The organism is Xanthomonas sp. NCPPB 3761, from assembly GCF_041475705.2.
GTDB lineage: Bacteria > Pseudomonadota > Gammaproteobacteria > Xanthomonadales > Xanthomonadaceae > Xanthomonas > Xanthomonas phaseoli.
In genome coordinates this window covers 1,326,646-1,342,099 of the sequence record NZ_CM191262.1, presented here as the reverse complement: position 1 = coordinate 1,342,099, position 15,454 = coordinate 1,326,646, and the positions used below count along the sequence as shown (strand labels likewise).

The following is a 15,454-nucleotide window of genomic DNA, read 5'->3' as shown; positions in this document are numbered from 1 at the left end:
AAACACGCGACCCCGGCTTCGGCAGTCACCACGCGCACGCTGCGCTTTTCAGGCAGTCGCTCATCGGATCCCTTCGCTACTGTTGCTGGCCAATCCGCTTCACCTGCACTGGCGGCCTCTGCACCGAACAAAAAAGCCCGGAATTACCGGGCTTTTTTGTTTTTCAATGCAACTGCTTAGCCCTTCTGCTTCTTCAACCATGCCGCAATCTGCGGCACGCGCCGTTCGCGCAAGGTCACCCGCGTCTGGATGGTGCTGATGGCGGTTTCGGCATCGCGGCGCGAGGTGGGAGCGAGGTACGTGTCGGCGTACGCCTTGATCTTGCCGATGGTCTCCAGCTTGCTGGAGCCTGCGGCCAGGTGCGGGTAGTAGCGGGCGCGCGAGGTGGAGTCGATCAACGTGTCCATCTGGGCGCGATGCGCCAGTGCGAAGTCGAATGCCAGCTCCGGGTGCTCGCTGGCGACATCGCCGATCATGCTGGCACCGGTGGTGGCGCCGGGCTCGTCGGTGAGTGCAAGTTCAAGGGCGCGCTGCGCCAATGCCGGGTCCTTGGCGTAGGCGAGCAACGCATACGACTGGTCGCGCAGCATCGAGGAGGTTTCCTTCTTTGCCATGGCATGCAACGCGTCCCACGTGGCCGCGTCGGCATGGCGGGCGACGATGCGCAGCACCGTGCTACGCAACTCCGGCGACAACGTGCCCGGGTCGGCCTGGAACGCAGCGAAACGACGCTGCGCTTCGGCAATCACCTGTGCATCGTCCAGCGCGCTCAGGCTGTTGAGCAGGCTGGCACGCAACTGCTTGGTCTGCGCACTATCGTCCTTGCGCTCGTCCCAGCCGAGCGTGGCGAACTCCGGCGCAAGCCGCGCCCGCGCGAAGCGCCGCCAGCCGGCCTGCGCCTTGAGGTCGTCGGCGAACAGGCGATCGATGCTGGAATACGTCTCAGACACCACTTTCCACAGATCCGGCGAGCCACCCAATGGCACCTTGACGGTGAGCTCGAGCAGGTCCGCCTCGGGCTGCAGGCCCACCGGTGCCAGCGCAGCGGTATCCATCAGCACACCCAGCTGATCGACCACCGGCAACGCGTCGAACCCCTTGCTGAGCGCGGTGAATTGCGCCGGTGCATACAGCGTGCGGAAGTACCCCTTCTGCCCGGCATTGACCACAACAGGCGCATCGCAGCCGGGTAGCTGCACCTGCGCGCTGCCATCCACCAACACGCGCACCGGCGTGCCATTGGCGCCGCGCACCGTGACGGGCACATGCCAGCGCAATGGCGGTTTGTTGGGGCGGTCGACGGTGTATTCGCCTTGTTTCAGCTGCACGGTGGTGCTGCCGGCCGTGCAGCTGGCGCTGACCTGGATCAACGGCACGCCCGGCTGCAACGTGAAGTCGTGCGCCACCTGGGTGAACTGCTTGCCCGGTGCCACCGCATCGATCTGCTGCCACAACGCATCGGTGACGGCATTGCCGTATTGATGCTGCTTGATGTAACTGCGCACACCGCTGCGCCAGTTGTCTGCGCCCACATAGTCTTCGAGCATGGCGATCACCGCTTCGCCCTTGTCGTAGGTGATCTGGTCGAATGCCTGGCTGGCCTGCTCCACCGTGGCGACGTGCTGCACCACCGGGTGGGTGGTGACATACGCATCGCGCTGCATCGCCGCGCGGCTCTTGAAGGCTGCGCCGGTGTTGTCGATGTCCCACTCCGGGTGCAGCTTGTGCGTGGTGCGCGCCTCCATCCAGTTGGCGAACCCTTCGTTGAGCCACAGGTCGTCCCACCACGCCATGGTCACCAGGTTGCCGAACCACTGATGCGCGATCTCGTGCGCGGCAACGGTGAAAACGCCCTGTTTGTCGTCGATGTTGGAGGTGGCCGGGTCCAGCAGCAGCGAGTATTCGAAGGTGAAGATCGCTCCCCAGTTTTCCATCGCACTGAAGAACTGGCTCTGCCCGGGTGCGGCGATGTTGTCCAGCTTCGGCAATGGGTATGGAATGCCGAAATAAGCGTTGTATTCGTGCAGCACATCGCGGCCCGAATCCAGTGCGAACTGCGCCTGGTCCACCTTGCCCTTCTGCGCGATCACGCCGATCTCGGTGCCGTTATCGGCCTTGCGCGTCGCCCGCTCGAAGTCGCCGACACTCAGGAACAGCAGGTACGTGGACATCCTGGGCGTGGTCTGGAAGACCACGCGCTTCATGCCGCCGGGACCATTGCTGGACGAGGCGACCGGCATGTTGCTCACCGCCATCTGCGTGGCCGGCGCATTGACTGCCAGGTCGAAGGTAGCCTTGAAATTGGGCTCGTCCCACGACGGAATGAAGCGGCGTGCATCGGAGTTTTCGAACTGGGTGAACAACGCGCGGCGCTGGCCTTGCGCGGTGGCGTAATCCAGCCCGAACAGACCGTTGGCCTGGGTATTGATCACACCGCTGTAATCGATGGACAACACGTAGTTGCCCGGTGCCAGCGGTTTGTCGAAGGCGAAGGTGGCGGTCTGCGCCTGCTCATCGGTGCTGACCTTGGCCATCTGCGGCTTGCCCCCCTTGCGCTGCGCCAACGTACTGCGCGCGAAGCTGAGGTTGGCCGCCTGCAATACGATGCGGTCGGTGGCTTGCAGCACCACGATGTCGATGGCCACCTTGCCGTCGAAGGTCATCTTGTCGGCATGCGGGGTGATCTCCACCGCGTAGTGGGTGGGCTTGGCCGTGCGCGGCAACTGGCTGGTGACCTGCGCGGCCGATGCGCTGACCGCCTCCGGTGCAGCCACAGCAGCGTGAGCCGGCGCAATGGCCCAGGTACTGGCCAGGGCCAGCGCAATAGCGGTCACCAGGATCTGGCGCATGACATTCCTAAAGAGAGTAATGAAGTAGTACAGCGGCCAGCATCATGGCGCCGGCCCGCAAGACCACACACTGCCGAAAGTCATGCGCCTGCCTGCCAGACGCGAAGACACCCACGTCAAAGAGAAGCTGCGGCAACGACAGGGCACGCATGCATCGAGCCAGGGCAAGGCAGGCCCGACTGGCGCGAGCATGCTACACCGCCATGCTGAACACGCCCCGCATCGATCAGGCGTGCGCGGCCAACACCACTTCATCTGCAGCCGTCGCACAGTTGCGGGGCGCATGGATGAGGCAACGCAATGGCATTGTGCAAACAAAAGCCCCGCTTTCGCAGGGCTTTCGTCGGTTCAACCACGCATCAGCCGATCAGGCGAACGGATCCTGCAGCACCATGGTGTGGTCGCGGTCCGGGCCGGTGGAGACGATCGAGATCGGGCAGCCGGCCAGTTCTTCCAGCGCGCGCAGGTAGGCGCGTGCGGCGGGCGGCAGTTCGTCCCACACGGTGATGCCGTGGGTGTTCTCGCTCCAACCCGGGAACTCCAGGTACACGGGAGTGCACTCTTCCCAGCCCTGCGCGTCCAGCGGCGCGTACTCGGTGCGCTTGCCGTGATATTCGTAGGCGATGCAGATCTTCAGCTTCTCCATGCCGTCGAGCACGTCGAGCTTGGTGATGCACAGGCCGGAAATGCCGTTGATGGCCACCGCACGCTTGAGCGCCACGATGTCCATCCAGCCGCAGCGACGCGGGCGACCGGTGGACGCGCCGTACTCGGCGCCGCGGTCGCGGATGCCCTGGCCCACTTCGTCGTCCAATTCGGTCGGGAACGGGCCGCCGCCGACGCGCGTGGCGTACGCCTTGGCAATGCCGAGGACGTAGTCGATCGCATCGGCGCCAACGCCGGTACCGGCCAGTGCGCCGCCCACGGTGGTGTTGGAGCTGGTGACGTACGGATAGGTGCCGTGGTCGATGTCCAGCAACGCACCCTGCGCGCCTTCGAACAGCACGCGCTTACCCTGCTTGCGCAGGTCGTGCAGGATGCCGGCAACGTCCGACTTCATCGGCTGCACGTACTCGCCGAAGGCCAGCGCCTCGTCGTAGGTCTTCTGGAAATCGACCGCTTCCACGCCCAGGTATTTGGTCAGCACGAAGTTGTGGTAGTCCAGCGCGGTGCGCAGCAGCTCTTCCAGCTGCGGCGGGTAATGCAGGTCGGCGATGCGGATGCCGCGACGCGCCACCTTGTCTTCGTAGGCCGGGCCGATGCCGCGGCCGGTAGTGCCGATGGCCTTGCCGCCGGCAGCCTTCTCGCGCGCCTGATCCAGCGCGATGTGGTAGGGCATGATCAACGGCGCAGCCGGGGAGATCTTCAGGCGCGAACGCACTTCCACGCCGGCGTCTTCCAGCTCGCTGATTTCCTTGATCAAGGCAGCCGGGGAGATCACCACGCCATTGCCGATCAGGCACAGCGCGTCCTCGCGCAGGATGCCGGACGGAATCAGATGCAAGACGGTCTTTTTGCCGTTGATGACGAGCGTGTGGCCAGCGTTGTGGCCGCCCTGGAAGCGGACCACCGCACCGATTTCCTCGGTGAGCAGATCGACGATCTTGCCTTTGCCTTCATCGCCCCACTGGGCACCGAGCACGACAACTGACTGACCCATGACGGGTGAACTCCTAAGTTTTGCTGCGGCCATCGGGGCCGCGGGATGGGACCGCTGCAGGGTTGGCCGCGACACCCTGCGCGCGGCTCCATCGGGGAGCGTTGCAGTGGCGCGATAGCCCTGACACGGAAAAAGCCGAACCGAGTGCTCTGGTTGGAGCGTGCCCGGCCGGCTTTTGTGCATTATCCGGGTTTCCGGTGGCGTGCACTACCCTTTCGGACACGTTCGGCCACAGGGCTGGCAAACGAACCCGGCCGGCCGCGGCACGACCGCTGGGGCGCAGCGCTGGTGGGAGCAGCACGGTCGGGAGGATGTGGCGCTCACGGGCTCTGGCTGTGGCGCTCCGTCTGGCTCTTGGTCTAAAGCTGGGAGCTGCCCGGATCGGCGGTCGATACATCCACTTGTAAGAGTGCACCCGGGCGCGACAGGCACCACCAGGAAACGATCGCGCCCAGGTGCGCTCCTACGGCAGATGTGTCTCAGAGCCAGATGGCGTCCCAGAACGGATAGTCCCCGAGCCGTGTCACCAGTCCGGCCCGTCGCGGATTGGCGATGATGTAGCGCGCTGCAGCGGGCAGATCGTCGCCCGTGCGCAAGGCGTGGTCGTGATAGCTGCGGCTCCAGACCGGTGCACCAGACCGGCGCTGCGCATTCACCGCGCGGGCTGAGCAGGCTTTCATGCGTGAAACCGCGTCGCTCAATGCAGTATCGCTTCCAAGTTGCAGCAGCCAATGGACATGATCCGGCATCAACACCCAGGCCAGCAGCCTGGCATCGCAAGGCGTTGCTGCGGTGAATGCCCGGCAGGCTGCGGCCGCAAGCAGAAAATCTGCGAACACGGCGCGACGCTGCCATGTCGCGGTTGTCAGCAGGTAAGCGCTGTTGGGCGAAGACTGCCTGCCGCGGCGCAGCGCGCGATGCCCGGGAGAGTCACTGTTGGCCATGCCACGATGCTGATGGCCTTGGACCAGGCGGGATATCGGCGGTTACCGCGTTCTGCACTAGGGATCCATGTGGCGACTGACTGTCAGAGGCCATCAGCGGGGTCGACCGATGAGGTCCGTCGCGCCCCGGTGCGCTCCTACGGGCCGAGTCTGGCCAACACGGCGGGAGATGCGCTCCAGGCAGCTGCGGATTCCGGACATACCCATCAGCAGCGCAGCGTACGAAGCACCGTGCGCCCGATCCGTCGGCCACATATGTCCTGCGTAGGAGCGCACCTGGGCGCGATTGCCTGACCGGGCACGCCCGTCGCGCCCAGGTGCGCTCCTACGGGCCGAGTCTGGCCAACACGGCGGAGAGGCGCTCCAGGCAGCTGCGGATTCCGGACATACCCATCAGCAGCGCAGCACGAGGCGCCATGCGCCCGATCCGTCGGCCACATATGTCCTGCGTAGGAGCGCACCTGGGCGCGATCGCCTGACCGGGCACGCCCGTCGCGCCCAGGTGCGCTCCTACGATGGGCGCGCGCGTCTGTCTGCCCGGCGGTGACAGGCGCATACAAAAAAACGCCCGCATTACGCGGGCGTTCTTGTTTCAAGGCAGAGCGATGTTTCAAGGCAGAACGATCAACGGTCGCTCTTGAGGTACTGCAGGAACGGGTCGTTCTTGTCCAGCACCACCACGCCGTTGCCGTCGGTCATGGAGCTGCGGTAGGCCTCCAGGCTGCGGTAAAACGCATAGAACGACGGATCCTTGGAACCGGCCTGGCCGTAGATGCGGGCTGCTTCGGCATCGCCTTCACCACGCAGTTTCTGCGCGTCGCGCTCGGCGTCGGCCACGATCACGGTGGACTCGCGGTCGGCTTGCGCGCGGATGGTCAGCGCCTGCTCTTCGCCTTCGGCGCGCAGCTTGCTCGCTTCCTGCTTGCGCTGGGCACGCATGCGCTCGTACACGTCGGTGATCACCTGGCTGTCGGTCGGCAGGTCGATCTGCTTGATGCGCAGGTCGGTGATCTGCATCCCCAGGCCCTTGATGGCGCCATTGATGCCCTTGAGCTGGTTGGCGATCAGTTCGCTGCGGTCGCCGGAAACCAGCTGTTGCAGGGTGCGCGAGTTGATCTGGTTGCGCAGCGAATCGGTGATGATCGGGGCCAGGCGCGAGTTGGCCACCGATTCCTCGCCACCGGTCGCACGATAGAACGCCCGCACATCGGAGATGTAACCGATGGCGAAGAAATCCACGCTCACATCTTTCTGCTCGGCAGTGAAGTAACGCGCCGGAGCGGTGTCCAGCACCTGGAAGCGGCGGTCGAACACGCGCACCGATTCCACCACGGGAATCTTGAAGTGCAGACCGGGCTTGAGGTCGGCACGCACGACACGGCCCAGGTTGAGCACCATGGCGGTCTGGTCTTCGCGCACGACGAACACCGAGCCCATCAGGGTCAGCAAGACGGCGATGATCAGGCCGATGACTAGCGAATTCTTCATTATTCGGTTCCCTCACGGCCGGTCGGGCGCGGGCCACGCTCCGGGTTGCGGATGGCCTCGCTACTGGCGCTTTGCGGCGGATTCAACAGCACGTCCTGCGGCACCATCGACGGCATGCCGGCATTGCCAGCGGAAGTGGCCGGCTTGCTGGCGTCGGCCGGCAGCGGGACGTAGATGACCTGGCGGCCATCGCTACCGATGACCTTGCGGTTCTCCGACAGCACCTTCTGCACGGTTTCCAGCCACAGCCGCTTGCGAGTGACTTCCGGCGCGCCGGCGTACTGGGCCTGCAACAGCGTGAAGCGATCGGCGTCGCCCTCGGCCTTGGAAATGGTGGCCTGCTTGTAGCCTTCGGCGCCGGTACGGGTGCGAGCACCCTGCCCGCGCGCTTCGGGCACCACCTTGGCGGCGTACGCCTGGGCTTCGTTGATCAGGCGCTCGCGCACCTGCTGGGCACCGTTGACCTCGTCGAAGGCCGGCTTCACTTCTTCCGGCGGGCGCGCATCCGGCAGGGTCACGCCGGTGACGGCCAGGCCGGTGTTATAGGCATCCAGCGCTGCCTGCAGCCGGTCCTTGGAGGCGATCGCCAGCGGGCCGCGATTGTTGAGCACGGTATTGAGGTCCGAACGCCCCACCTGCTCGCGCACGGCACTTTGCGCAGCCTGCTCCAGCACCAGATCGGCATTGCGCGAACCGAACAGGTATTTGCGCGGGTCGTTGATCTGGTACTGCACGTTGAGCGAGACGTTGACGATGTTCTCGTCGCGTGTCAGCACCGGCACCTGGTTGCTGAAGGTCTTGATCTCGGTGGCATTGACCTTGCGCACCGACTCGATCGGCCAGGGCAGCTTGAAGTTCGGGCCGGGCTGCAGGATGCGCGAGAACTGGCCGAAGCGCAGCACCACGCCACGCTGCTGCTCGCCGATGAGCTGGAAGCTGGAGAACAGCACCATCAGCACCACCGCGACCAGGATCCAGCGCCCCACGCCGCCGTCGAACAGCTCCTTCAACGGAGCGGGCAGATTGCCCCAACCGCCACCGTTGCCACCACCACGCGGTCCCCAGGACCTGCGACGGTTGGGGTCCGGGCCGTCTCCGCCCTTGTTGCCGGGTGTGTTCCAGGCCATGCACGCTCCATGATCGAGGGGCTGTGCGGGCCAGTCCCGCAGTGCCGCCATGTTGTTTGATGCGCCGATTCTACTAGATGGGGCAGACCCGCCGTTTTGAAAGGCCCGGTGCGATGCATGGTTGGTTTAGCCGGCGGGGCGGATCGGGCGGCTGGGACACACGCAGCGGCCGACCGGCGGGGGTCTTTGCGATGAAGACCTGGAGACAAGGATGCACGTGGCTGCAACAGGCATGGGTTGCGCCTGCCGAGCGCTGCGTGCGCATCTATTGGACGCAGCCGGCACCTGATGGGTCTTGGGCGGCTGAAGACCGCTGACCGGGCGCGTGCCTGGATTGCAGGGTCGAGCGCGGACGGTGATGGGAGATCGCACGCGTGCGGCCCAGCGGCGATTGCGTCCTGGGCGCTCATCCTTTCAACCATAGGGTGTTCCCAGGCGACGACGGTTGCGCTGCGCGCTTCACCCCGACGGCGCTCCCCTGGCTCATCGGCAGAAGGTAGCGCTCGGCACAGCCTGAAGGTGCAGCTGCGATGCGATGGCGCACGACGACGTGGACTTCCGCATCGCCGGTCTGCCGAACCCTCAGCGGGCTCCCCAGCGCGCAGAGAGGGTTGGCACATCCCACCCTAATCCCCCATCTGCGTTGCCGGAATCCGACTTCGATCACGGCTCGCCGGTGCACTTACGCTTGCGGGGGCTCGTCCTTCTGGTTGAACACACGCTCCATCACTTCCAGCAGCTCGTCTTCGGAGAACGGCTTGGTGATGTAGGCGCGGGCCCCCTGGCGCATGCCCCACATGCGGTCGGTGTCCTGATCCTTGGTGGTGACCAGGATGACCGGAATATGCTGGGTGGTGGGCTCGCGCTTGAGCGTGCGCGTGGCCTGGAACCCGTTGAGGTTGGGCATCACCACGTCCATCAGCACCAGATCCGGCAGCGATTCCTTGGCCGCTTCCACGCCGGCGGCACCATCGGTGGCGGTGATGGTTTCGTGCCCCAGCTTCTCGACGATGCGCTGAATCCCCAGCAGCTGCGACGGCGAGTCGTCGACGATCAAAATGCGTGCCATGTGTTTCCCCTAGTGTGCGCGGCGAGTGTAGTGCGCCCGCCGCGCTTTCGATAGCTGGGCCAGGTGAGTTGTGTGACGGTTCGTGGTTTGCGAGCGAGGCCAGAGGTGATGGAGCATGCGCTGTTTTGCCAGTCGCTGGAGCCACTACGTTGGATAGGACAGGCTGGATTCAATACAGGACGCACCGAGCGACCGCGTCGATTCGCTCTCCTGTCCCCTTTCATCGCAGGGCAAGGGGCGCATGCGCTGGATGAGGCGGGGTCCCGATGCGAGGGAGGCAGATCGAGTTGATGATCAGGTTGCAGGGCACCCAACCCTCACCCCACCCCCTCTCTCAAAGGAGAGGGGCTAGCTCCTCTCTCCAGGGCCGGATGAGGGGGTGGCCAAGATTCGACGATGCGGGCCGACATCACCCGCCACATCGCTGGGCGAGCGTGGCCTCGCCCAACCCTCGTGCGCGCACAGCTGATCCGGCCCTTCGATCAATTAGCCTACGGTCTCGCCGAATGCCTTGGCCAGGTTGCGGTAGGCCTTCTTCTGCGCATCGTCGGTGGGGGCGGGAGCGAGGATTTCCAGCTCCACGATCTGGTCGCCAGGGGTGGCGCCCGGCAGGCCGCGGCCGCGCAGGCGCAGCTTGCGCCCGGCGTCCGAATCGGCCGGCACCTTCAATTCGACCGAGCCGCCCAGGGTGGGCACGCTGATGGTGGTGCCCAGCGCGGCCTGCCAGGGCATGACCTGCAAGGTGTACAGGATGTTGCGCCCGTCCACTTCGAAATGCGGATGCGCCGCGTATTCGATCTCCAGCAACAGGTTGCCGCCGCCGTTGCCCTGCCCGCTCAGGCGGATCACCTGGCCGGGCTGCACGCCCTTGGGCACGCGCACGTCCAGTTGCTTGCCATTGATGGTGATGCGCACGCTGTCGCCCGAATGCACCGCTTCCAACGGCACCGCAAGCTTGGCGCGGGTGTCGCCGCGCGCCTGCGGGCCGGCCCCGGCACCAGGCCCGGCGCCGGGGCCGCGCGGCCGGCCACCGCGCTGGCCGGCGAACAGGCTTTCGAAGAAATCGCTGAAGCCGCCGCCGGCGCCGCCATTGCCGAACACCTCCTCGAAATCGAAGCCCTGCCCGCCGCCGTAATTGGGCGGGGCCTGGAACTCGTCGCCCGGCCGGAATCCCTGCGCCTTCAACTGGTCGTAGGCCTTGCGCTTGGCCGGGTCGCGCAGCGCTTCGTAGGCTTCGTTGATCGCCTTGAACTTGTCTTCGGCGCCGGCTTCCTTGCTGACGTCGGGGTGATATTTGCGTGCGAGCCGGCGGTAGGCGGTCTTGATCTCCGCATCGCCTGCACTGGGCTCCACGCCGAGCGTTGCGTAGTAATCCTTGAATTCCATCTAATCACCTCTAGAAAAAAAATGGCCCGCAGCCGAGGCCACGAGCCAGTTCGAACGGCCAACGCTCCGGCGGACAGCGCGTATGCAGGGCGGAAGGCGTGCAACCCTGCCCCGTACTGACGTACGTGCCGGGTTCGCATACCAGCCGCGTCCGCAAGCGGTCACGCCAGGGAGCTGTTGGCCAATCTATTCGCAGCCGGGCGGGCAACCGCGCCTATTCTACGGCGCGACTGTCGCCGGAGAGCGAAGCGGCGGCCTCGCTCCAGGGTCAGCGTCCTGCGGCGGCCAGTTTCGGCTGGCAGAGGGGCCAGTCGGGACTGCCGGCCGCCTGGCCAGCCTGCACGCACAGGACAGGCCGGCCAGGCGAACATCGCGCGCCTGCACAGCGCGCCGCCGCGCGGTTCATTGCGCTTACTGCACCGTGCTGCCGTTGGTGTTCTGACCGTTGCCCACTTGGATACGGCGCGGCGTGGCGGCCGGGCGCTTGGGAATGCGGATTTCCAGCACGCCGTTATGGCCCGCAGCCGTGATGCCATCGGCATCGGCGCTATCGGGCAGCGCGAAGCGGCGATGGAAGCTGCCGTGGCGGCGCTCAATCCGCGAGAAGCGCTCGGTCTCGGTGCTGGATTCGCTCTTGCGCTCCCCCTTGATCGACAGGATGCCCTTGTCCATCTGCACCTCGATCTGGCTCGGATCGATGCCCGGCAAATCGGCGTACAGCACGAAGTGATTCGGCTCTTCCTTGATGTCGACGCGTGGCACCCACTGCGCGGTCACCACCGCCGATTCGTCGGTGTCGCCGTTCTGCTCGAAGAAGCGATCGAACACATGCTTGATCTCGTTCTGCAGCGCGTGCGTGGGAAATTGGGGATAACGAACGATGTTCATTGAAAGCCTCCAAAAGGTTGATGACGGGGCCGGCGACTGCGGGATGCGCAGGTGCGCCGGCCATGTGCGTCAGATAGGCGTGGCCGGACGGATTTCAAGCGCGTTGACGCGCTTTTCCCCTGCCCCTTTCTAGAATCCGTTCAGCCACAGGAGCCCGCCGCATGACCATCCACGTTGGTGACCGCATTCCCGAAGTCGTGCTCAAGCGCCTGCGCGAGGGCATCGAGGCCGTCGACACCCACAGCCTGTTCGCAGGCCGCAAGGTGCTGCTGTTCGCGGTGCCGGGGGCCTTTACCCCCACCTGCTCGGCCAAGCACCTGCCGGGCTATGTGGAACACTTCGAGCAATTCCGCAAACGCGGTATCGATGTGCTGTGCACCGCGGTCAACGACCCGTTCGTGATGCAGGCCTGGGGACGCAGCCAGTTGATCCCCGACGGCCTGCACCTGTTACCCGACGGCAACGCCGAACTGGCGCGCGCCCTGGGCCTTGAAATCGACGCCAGCGGCTCGGGCATGGGCCTGCGCTCGCGCCGCTACGCGCTGTATGCAGACGACGCCGTGGTCAAGGCGTTGTTTGTTGAAGAACCCGGCGAGTTCAAAGTCTCTGCAGCCGATTACGTGCTGCAGCATCTGCCGGATTGAGCACCCATTTCTCCCATCCACTTTAGAAGGAAAACGGCCAGCCATGTCTGATCAGCCAGCCACCAATACCCCCGCCGGTATCACCGACACTGCCACCTTGCGCGCCCGCGCGCGCCAGAGCATCGAAGACGGCGCCATCACCGAGAGCTACCACGCCGATCGCGAGAAGGTGATCGAATTGCTCAACACCGCGCTTGCCACCGAATACGTGTGCACCTTGCGCTACTACCGCCACTACTTCATGGCCAAGGGCATGCTTGCCGACGCAGTGAAGGGCGAGTTCCTGGAACATGCGCAACAGGAACAAGAGCACGCACACAAGCTGGCCGAGCGCATCGTGCAGCTGGGTGGCGAACCGGACCTCAATCCGGACACGCTGACCAAGCGCTCGCATGCCGAATACAAGGAAGGCACCGACCTGCGCGACATGGTCAAGGAAAACCTCATCGCCGAGCGCATCGCCATTGATAGCTACCGGGAGATGATCGATTTCATCGGCGACAAGGACACCACCACCAAGCGCATTCTGGAAAGCATCCTCGCCCAGGAAGAAGAGCATGCCGATGAATTTGCCGACATGCTGGAAGGCTGGATCGGCGAGTGAGTTTTTGATTTCTGCGATGTAGCACTGCGTTGCGATGAACGATCGCAGCGAGTTGAAATTGAAAACGACTCGGTGATGAGACAGACAGGGCAGCGCCTTGAGCGCCCTGTCTGTCTTTTTTTGTGCCGGCAGCTTGCGCGTATACGATCGCGCCCCGTGAGCCACGCCCCTACGAGGCGGACAGATCCCGACGCGCCGCAGCCCTCAACGCCTTTGTAGGAGCGCACCTGGGCGCGATGACGCATTTCCGGCAAGGCCTCTTCGCGCACGGGTGCGCTCCTACCCGTTTGTCGCGCGCAGCAGGTCTGCCGCCAAGCACGGGCGGTCGCACCTGGTTGGTGATCCGGTCAGCGCAACACCCGAAAGCGCACCTGCGTCCATGCGCCATCGCTGGCCATTGCGGTGAGCGTATGCAACCCGACTTCTTCGAAATCGCGCTGAAATCCTTGTCTTCCGCTGGTCTGCGCAATCCAGCGGCCATCCAGCAGCCAATCGATTCGCGCCTCGCTGCCCAGCGCACGTAGCTGCAGCCGTACCGGGCGCGCGGCGTCGTTGGCCCGCGCAAGCGTGGCGCGGTCGGTCAACCCGTCGATGCGCAGCACTCCGCCACCGGTCATGCGCCCGTCCGGCACGCAATCGTCAGCCAAGGGCGGCAGTTGCGCGGCGGCGCGTTCGGATGTGCTGAGCCAGGGCGAGACCAATGCCGGCCAGCGCGCCACCGCGCGCGGCACACGCGCATGCGGTTGGCTGCATTCCTGCGACAACCGCTGACCGCTGCGCGCATCGACCTCGAAGCGCACCTGCCCGCTTTGCCAAAGACGCGCATCGCGCTCGGCAAAGGTGGGCGGCACGGCACCGTCGAGTGCATACGCGTCGGCACGACGTGCGCACAGAGGCGGTGGCGTCTGATCGGCGGCGCCGCCCAGCGGCCAGCAGATGTTGATTGCCTGCACCGTGGCTGGCATCGGCAACGGCGCACTGTCGCCAGCGCTACGGGGCAAGGCATCGATGACTTCGAACATCAACGGCAATGCGGTGACCGCACCGTATTGACCGGGCAACGGGGTGCCATCCGGCCGCCCTACCCAGACGCCGACGGTGTAACGCCGCGTTCCGCCAAGGGCCCATGCATCGCGGTAGCCGTAGCTGGTACCGGTCTTCCACGCCACGCCGGGGCGTGCGGTGGTGTCGAACGTGCCGCTGCCGTAACCGGGCCGCGGATTGCTTTGCAAGATTTCGCGCACGATCCAGGCCGCACCCGGCGACATCAAGCGGCGATCGATACGCGCATCGTCCGGCGTATAGCGCACACGTCCGGCAATGCCGCTGCGATTGAGCGCGGCGAACGCGCCCACCAAGTCCTGTAACTGTGCGCCGGTACCGCCCAGTATCAACGCCAGCGACGGCGTACTGCCGGAGGGAAAATGCAGCGCAATCCCGGCATTGGACAGTCGCGCAGCAAAGCGCGCCGGGCCGATGCGATCAAGCAGATCCACCGCCGGCACGTTCAACGACAGCCGCAACGCCGTGGCCGCGCTCACCGGGCCGTTGAACGCCGCATCGAAGTTGCCGGGCCGGTAGTCGCCAAAACTCTGCGGCGCATCCACCAACAGGCTTTCGGAATGGATCAAGCCATCGTCCAGCGCCATGCCATACAGGAAGGGCTTGAGCGTGGAGCCCGGCGAGCGCCATGCCTGCACCATGTCGACATGACCCAGGCGCTTGCGGTCGCCGAAACTGGCCGAGCCCACGTAGGCGCGCGCCTCCATCGTGGCGTTATCCACCACCAGCAATGCCGCGGAGGTGCGCTCCGGCAGCTGCGAAAAATACGTGGACACGCGCTCTTCCAGCGTGCGCTGCAATTCCGCATCCAGCGTGGTGACGATACGCGCCGCACGCGGCTGCGCGCTGTGCAGGCGCTGCGCCAGTAGGGCCGCATGCAGGGGCGGCTTGAGCGAGCGGGTGACCACCGGTTCGATGCGCGCATCGTCCACCTGTGCGCGCGACCACACGCCCAGCTCGACCATGCGGTCGAGCACCTTGTCGCGTGCGCGTTGCGCCGCTTCCGGGTGCCGGTCCGGGCGCAGGCGGCTGGGCGACTGCGGCAATACCGCCAGCAACGCGGCCTCGGCATGCGACAAGGCCTTGGCCGGCTTGCCCAGATACGCCCAGCTGGCCGCCTCCACCCCTTCGATGGTGCCGCCGTAGGGCGCGCGCTCCAGATACAGCATGAGAATCTCATGCTTGCTCAGGTGCGCTTCCAGCTGCAACGCGCGCAACAACTGCTTGGCCTTGCCCCATGGCGTGCGCGTATGCGGGTCCAGGATGCGTGCCACCTGCATGGTCAGGGTGGAGCCGCCGGACACGATGCGGCCCTGCCCGATCCACTGCCCACCGGCACGCAGCAGACCCCACGGATTGACGCCCGGGTGGCACCAGAACCAGCGATCTTCGTAGTTCAGCAGCGCCTGCAGATACAGCGGCGACACGCTCTGCGGCGTGGCGGGGTAACGCCATACGCCATTGCGGTCGGCGAAGGCGCGTAACGGCGTGCCGTCGCGCGCGACCACCAGGGTGGAGGTGTCGCGCGATTTGGGCAACGGCAGCGGGAAGGCCAGGTCCAGCAGCAACAGCGCGCTCAACAGCACCACCGTACCCCAGCGCAGCCAAGGCAGCAGGCGCGTCCAGCGCCGGGTTCGCCGCGCGGGATGCGTGGCGGCGGTGTCGTCCTGCAGCATGCGTGCTCCCATATGGAAGCCGCTATTTTGCCCGTTGCGGCAACCTCATGGGCAAGG

Annotated in this window: 11 protein-coding genes; 2 read left to right on the top strand and 9 right to left on the bottom strand. The window is 65.4% G+C overall.

What is annotated here, in order from left to right; genetic code table 11:
- Positions 1-176: 176 nt before the first annotated feature.
- The 8 genes from ACCQ00_RS05915 to ACCQ00_RS05880 form a co-directional block, all read right to left on the bottom strand.
- A complete protein-coding gene (locus ACCQ00_RS05915; RefSeq protein ID WP_039572831.1) occupies positions 177-2,849 on the bottom strand; it encodes a M1 family metallopeptidase in 2,673 nt (890 codons plus the stop codon).
- Between the two features lie 367 nt (positions 2,850-3,216).
- A complete protein-coding gene (locus ACCQ00_RS05910) occupies positions 3,217-4,509 on the bottom strand; it encodes an adenylosuccinate synthase (RefSeq protein WP_017154927.1) in 1,293 nt (430 codons plus the stop codon).
- Between the two features lie 479 nt (positions 4,510-4,988).
- Positions 4,989-5,453, bottom strand: a complete 465-nt coding sequence (locus ACCQ00_RS05905) for an REP-associated tyrosine transposase (protein ID WP_039572834.1) — start codon at positions 5,451-5,453, stop codon at positions 4,989-4,991.
- Between the two features lie 624 nt (positions 5,454-6,077).
- Entirely contained in the window at positions 6,078-6,941 is an 864-nt protein-coding gene (gene hflC / locus ACCQ00_RS05900) for a protease modulator HflC (protein ID WP_003483929.1), read from the bottom strand.
- Entirely contained in the window at positions 6,941-8,068 is a 1,128-nt protein-coding gene (gene hflK / locus ACCQ00_RS05895) for an FtsH protease activity modulator HflK (RefSeq protein ID WP_017155763.1), read from the bottom strand. The genes hflC and hflK overlap by 1 nt, the downstream gene beginning before the upstream one ends.
- 682 nt (positions 8,069-8,750) lie before the next feature.
- Entirely contained in the window at positions 8,751-9,137 is a 387-nt protein-coding gene (gene pilH, locus ACCQ00_RS05890) for a twitching motility response regulator PilH (RefSeq protein ID WP_017155764.1), read from the bottom strand.
- Positions 9,138-9,623: 486 nt separating this feature from the next.
- Positions 9,624-10,523: a DnaJ C-terminal domain-containing protein gene (locus tag ACCQ00_RS05885; protein ID WP_039572837.1), complete on the bottom strand. Its 900-nt coding sequence runs from the start codon at positions 10,521-10,523 to the stop codon at positions 9,624-9,626.
- Between the two features lie 411 nt (positions 10,524-10,934).
- Entirely contained in the window at positions 10,935-11,411 is a 477-nt protein-coding gene (locus tag ACCQ00_RS05880; RefSeq protein ID WP_017155766.1) for an Hsp20/alpha crystallin family protein, read from the bottom strand.
- Between the two features lie 161 nt (positions 11,412-11,572).
- Here ACCQ00_RS05880 and ACCQ00_RS05875 point away from each other — a divergent pair, with 161 nt between their 5' ends.
- The gene (locus ACCQ00_RS05875) at positions 11,573-12,055 is read left to right on the top strand and encodes a peroxiredoxin (RefSeq protein ID WP_017155767.1); all 483 of its coding nucleotides are present in this window, start codon (positions 11,573-11,575) and stop codon (positions 12,053-12,055) included.
- Positions 12,056-12,098: 43 nt separating this feature from the next.
- Positions 12,099-12,659, top strand: coding sequence for a ferritin-like domain-containing protein (locus tag ACCQ00_RS05870; RefSeq protein WP_003483923.1), 561 nt, complete (start codon positions 12,099-12,101; stop codon positions 12,657-12,659).
- A gap of 347 nt (positions 12,660-13,006) precedes the next feature.
- On the opposite strand, the gene pbpC is transcribed toward ACCQ00_RS05870, so the two are convergent.
- Entirely contained in the window at positions 13,007-15,397 is a 2,391-nt protein-coding gene (pbpC, locus tag ACCQ00_RS05865) for a penicillin-binding protein 1C (RefSeq protein ID WP_372354084.1), read from the bottom strand.
- Positions 15,398-15,454: the final 57 nt, after the last annotated feature.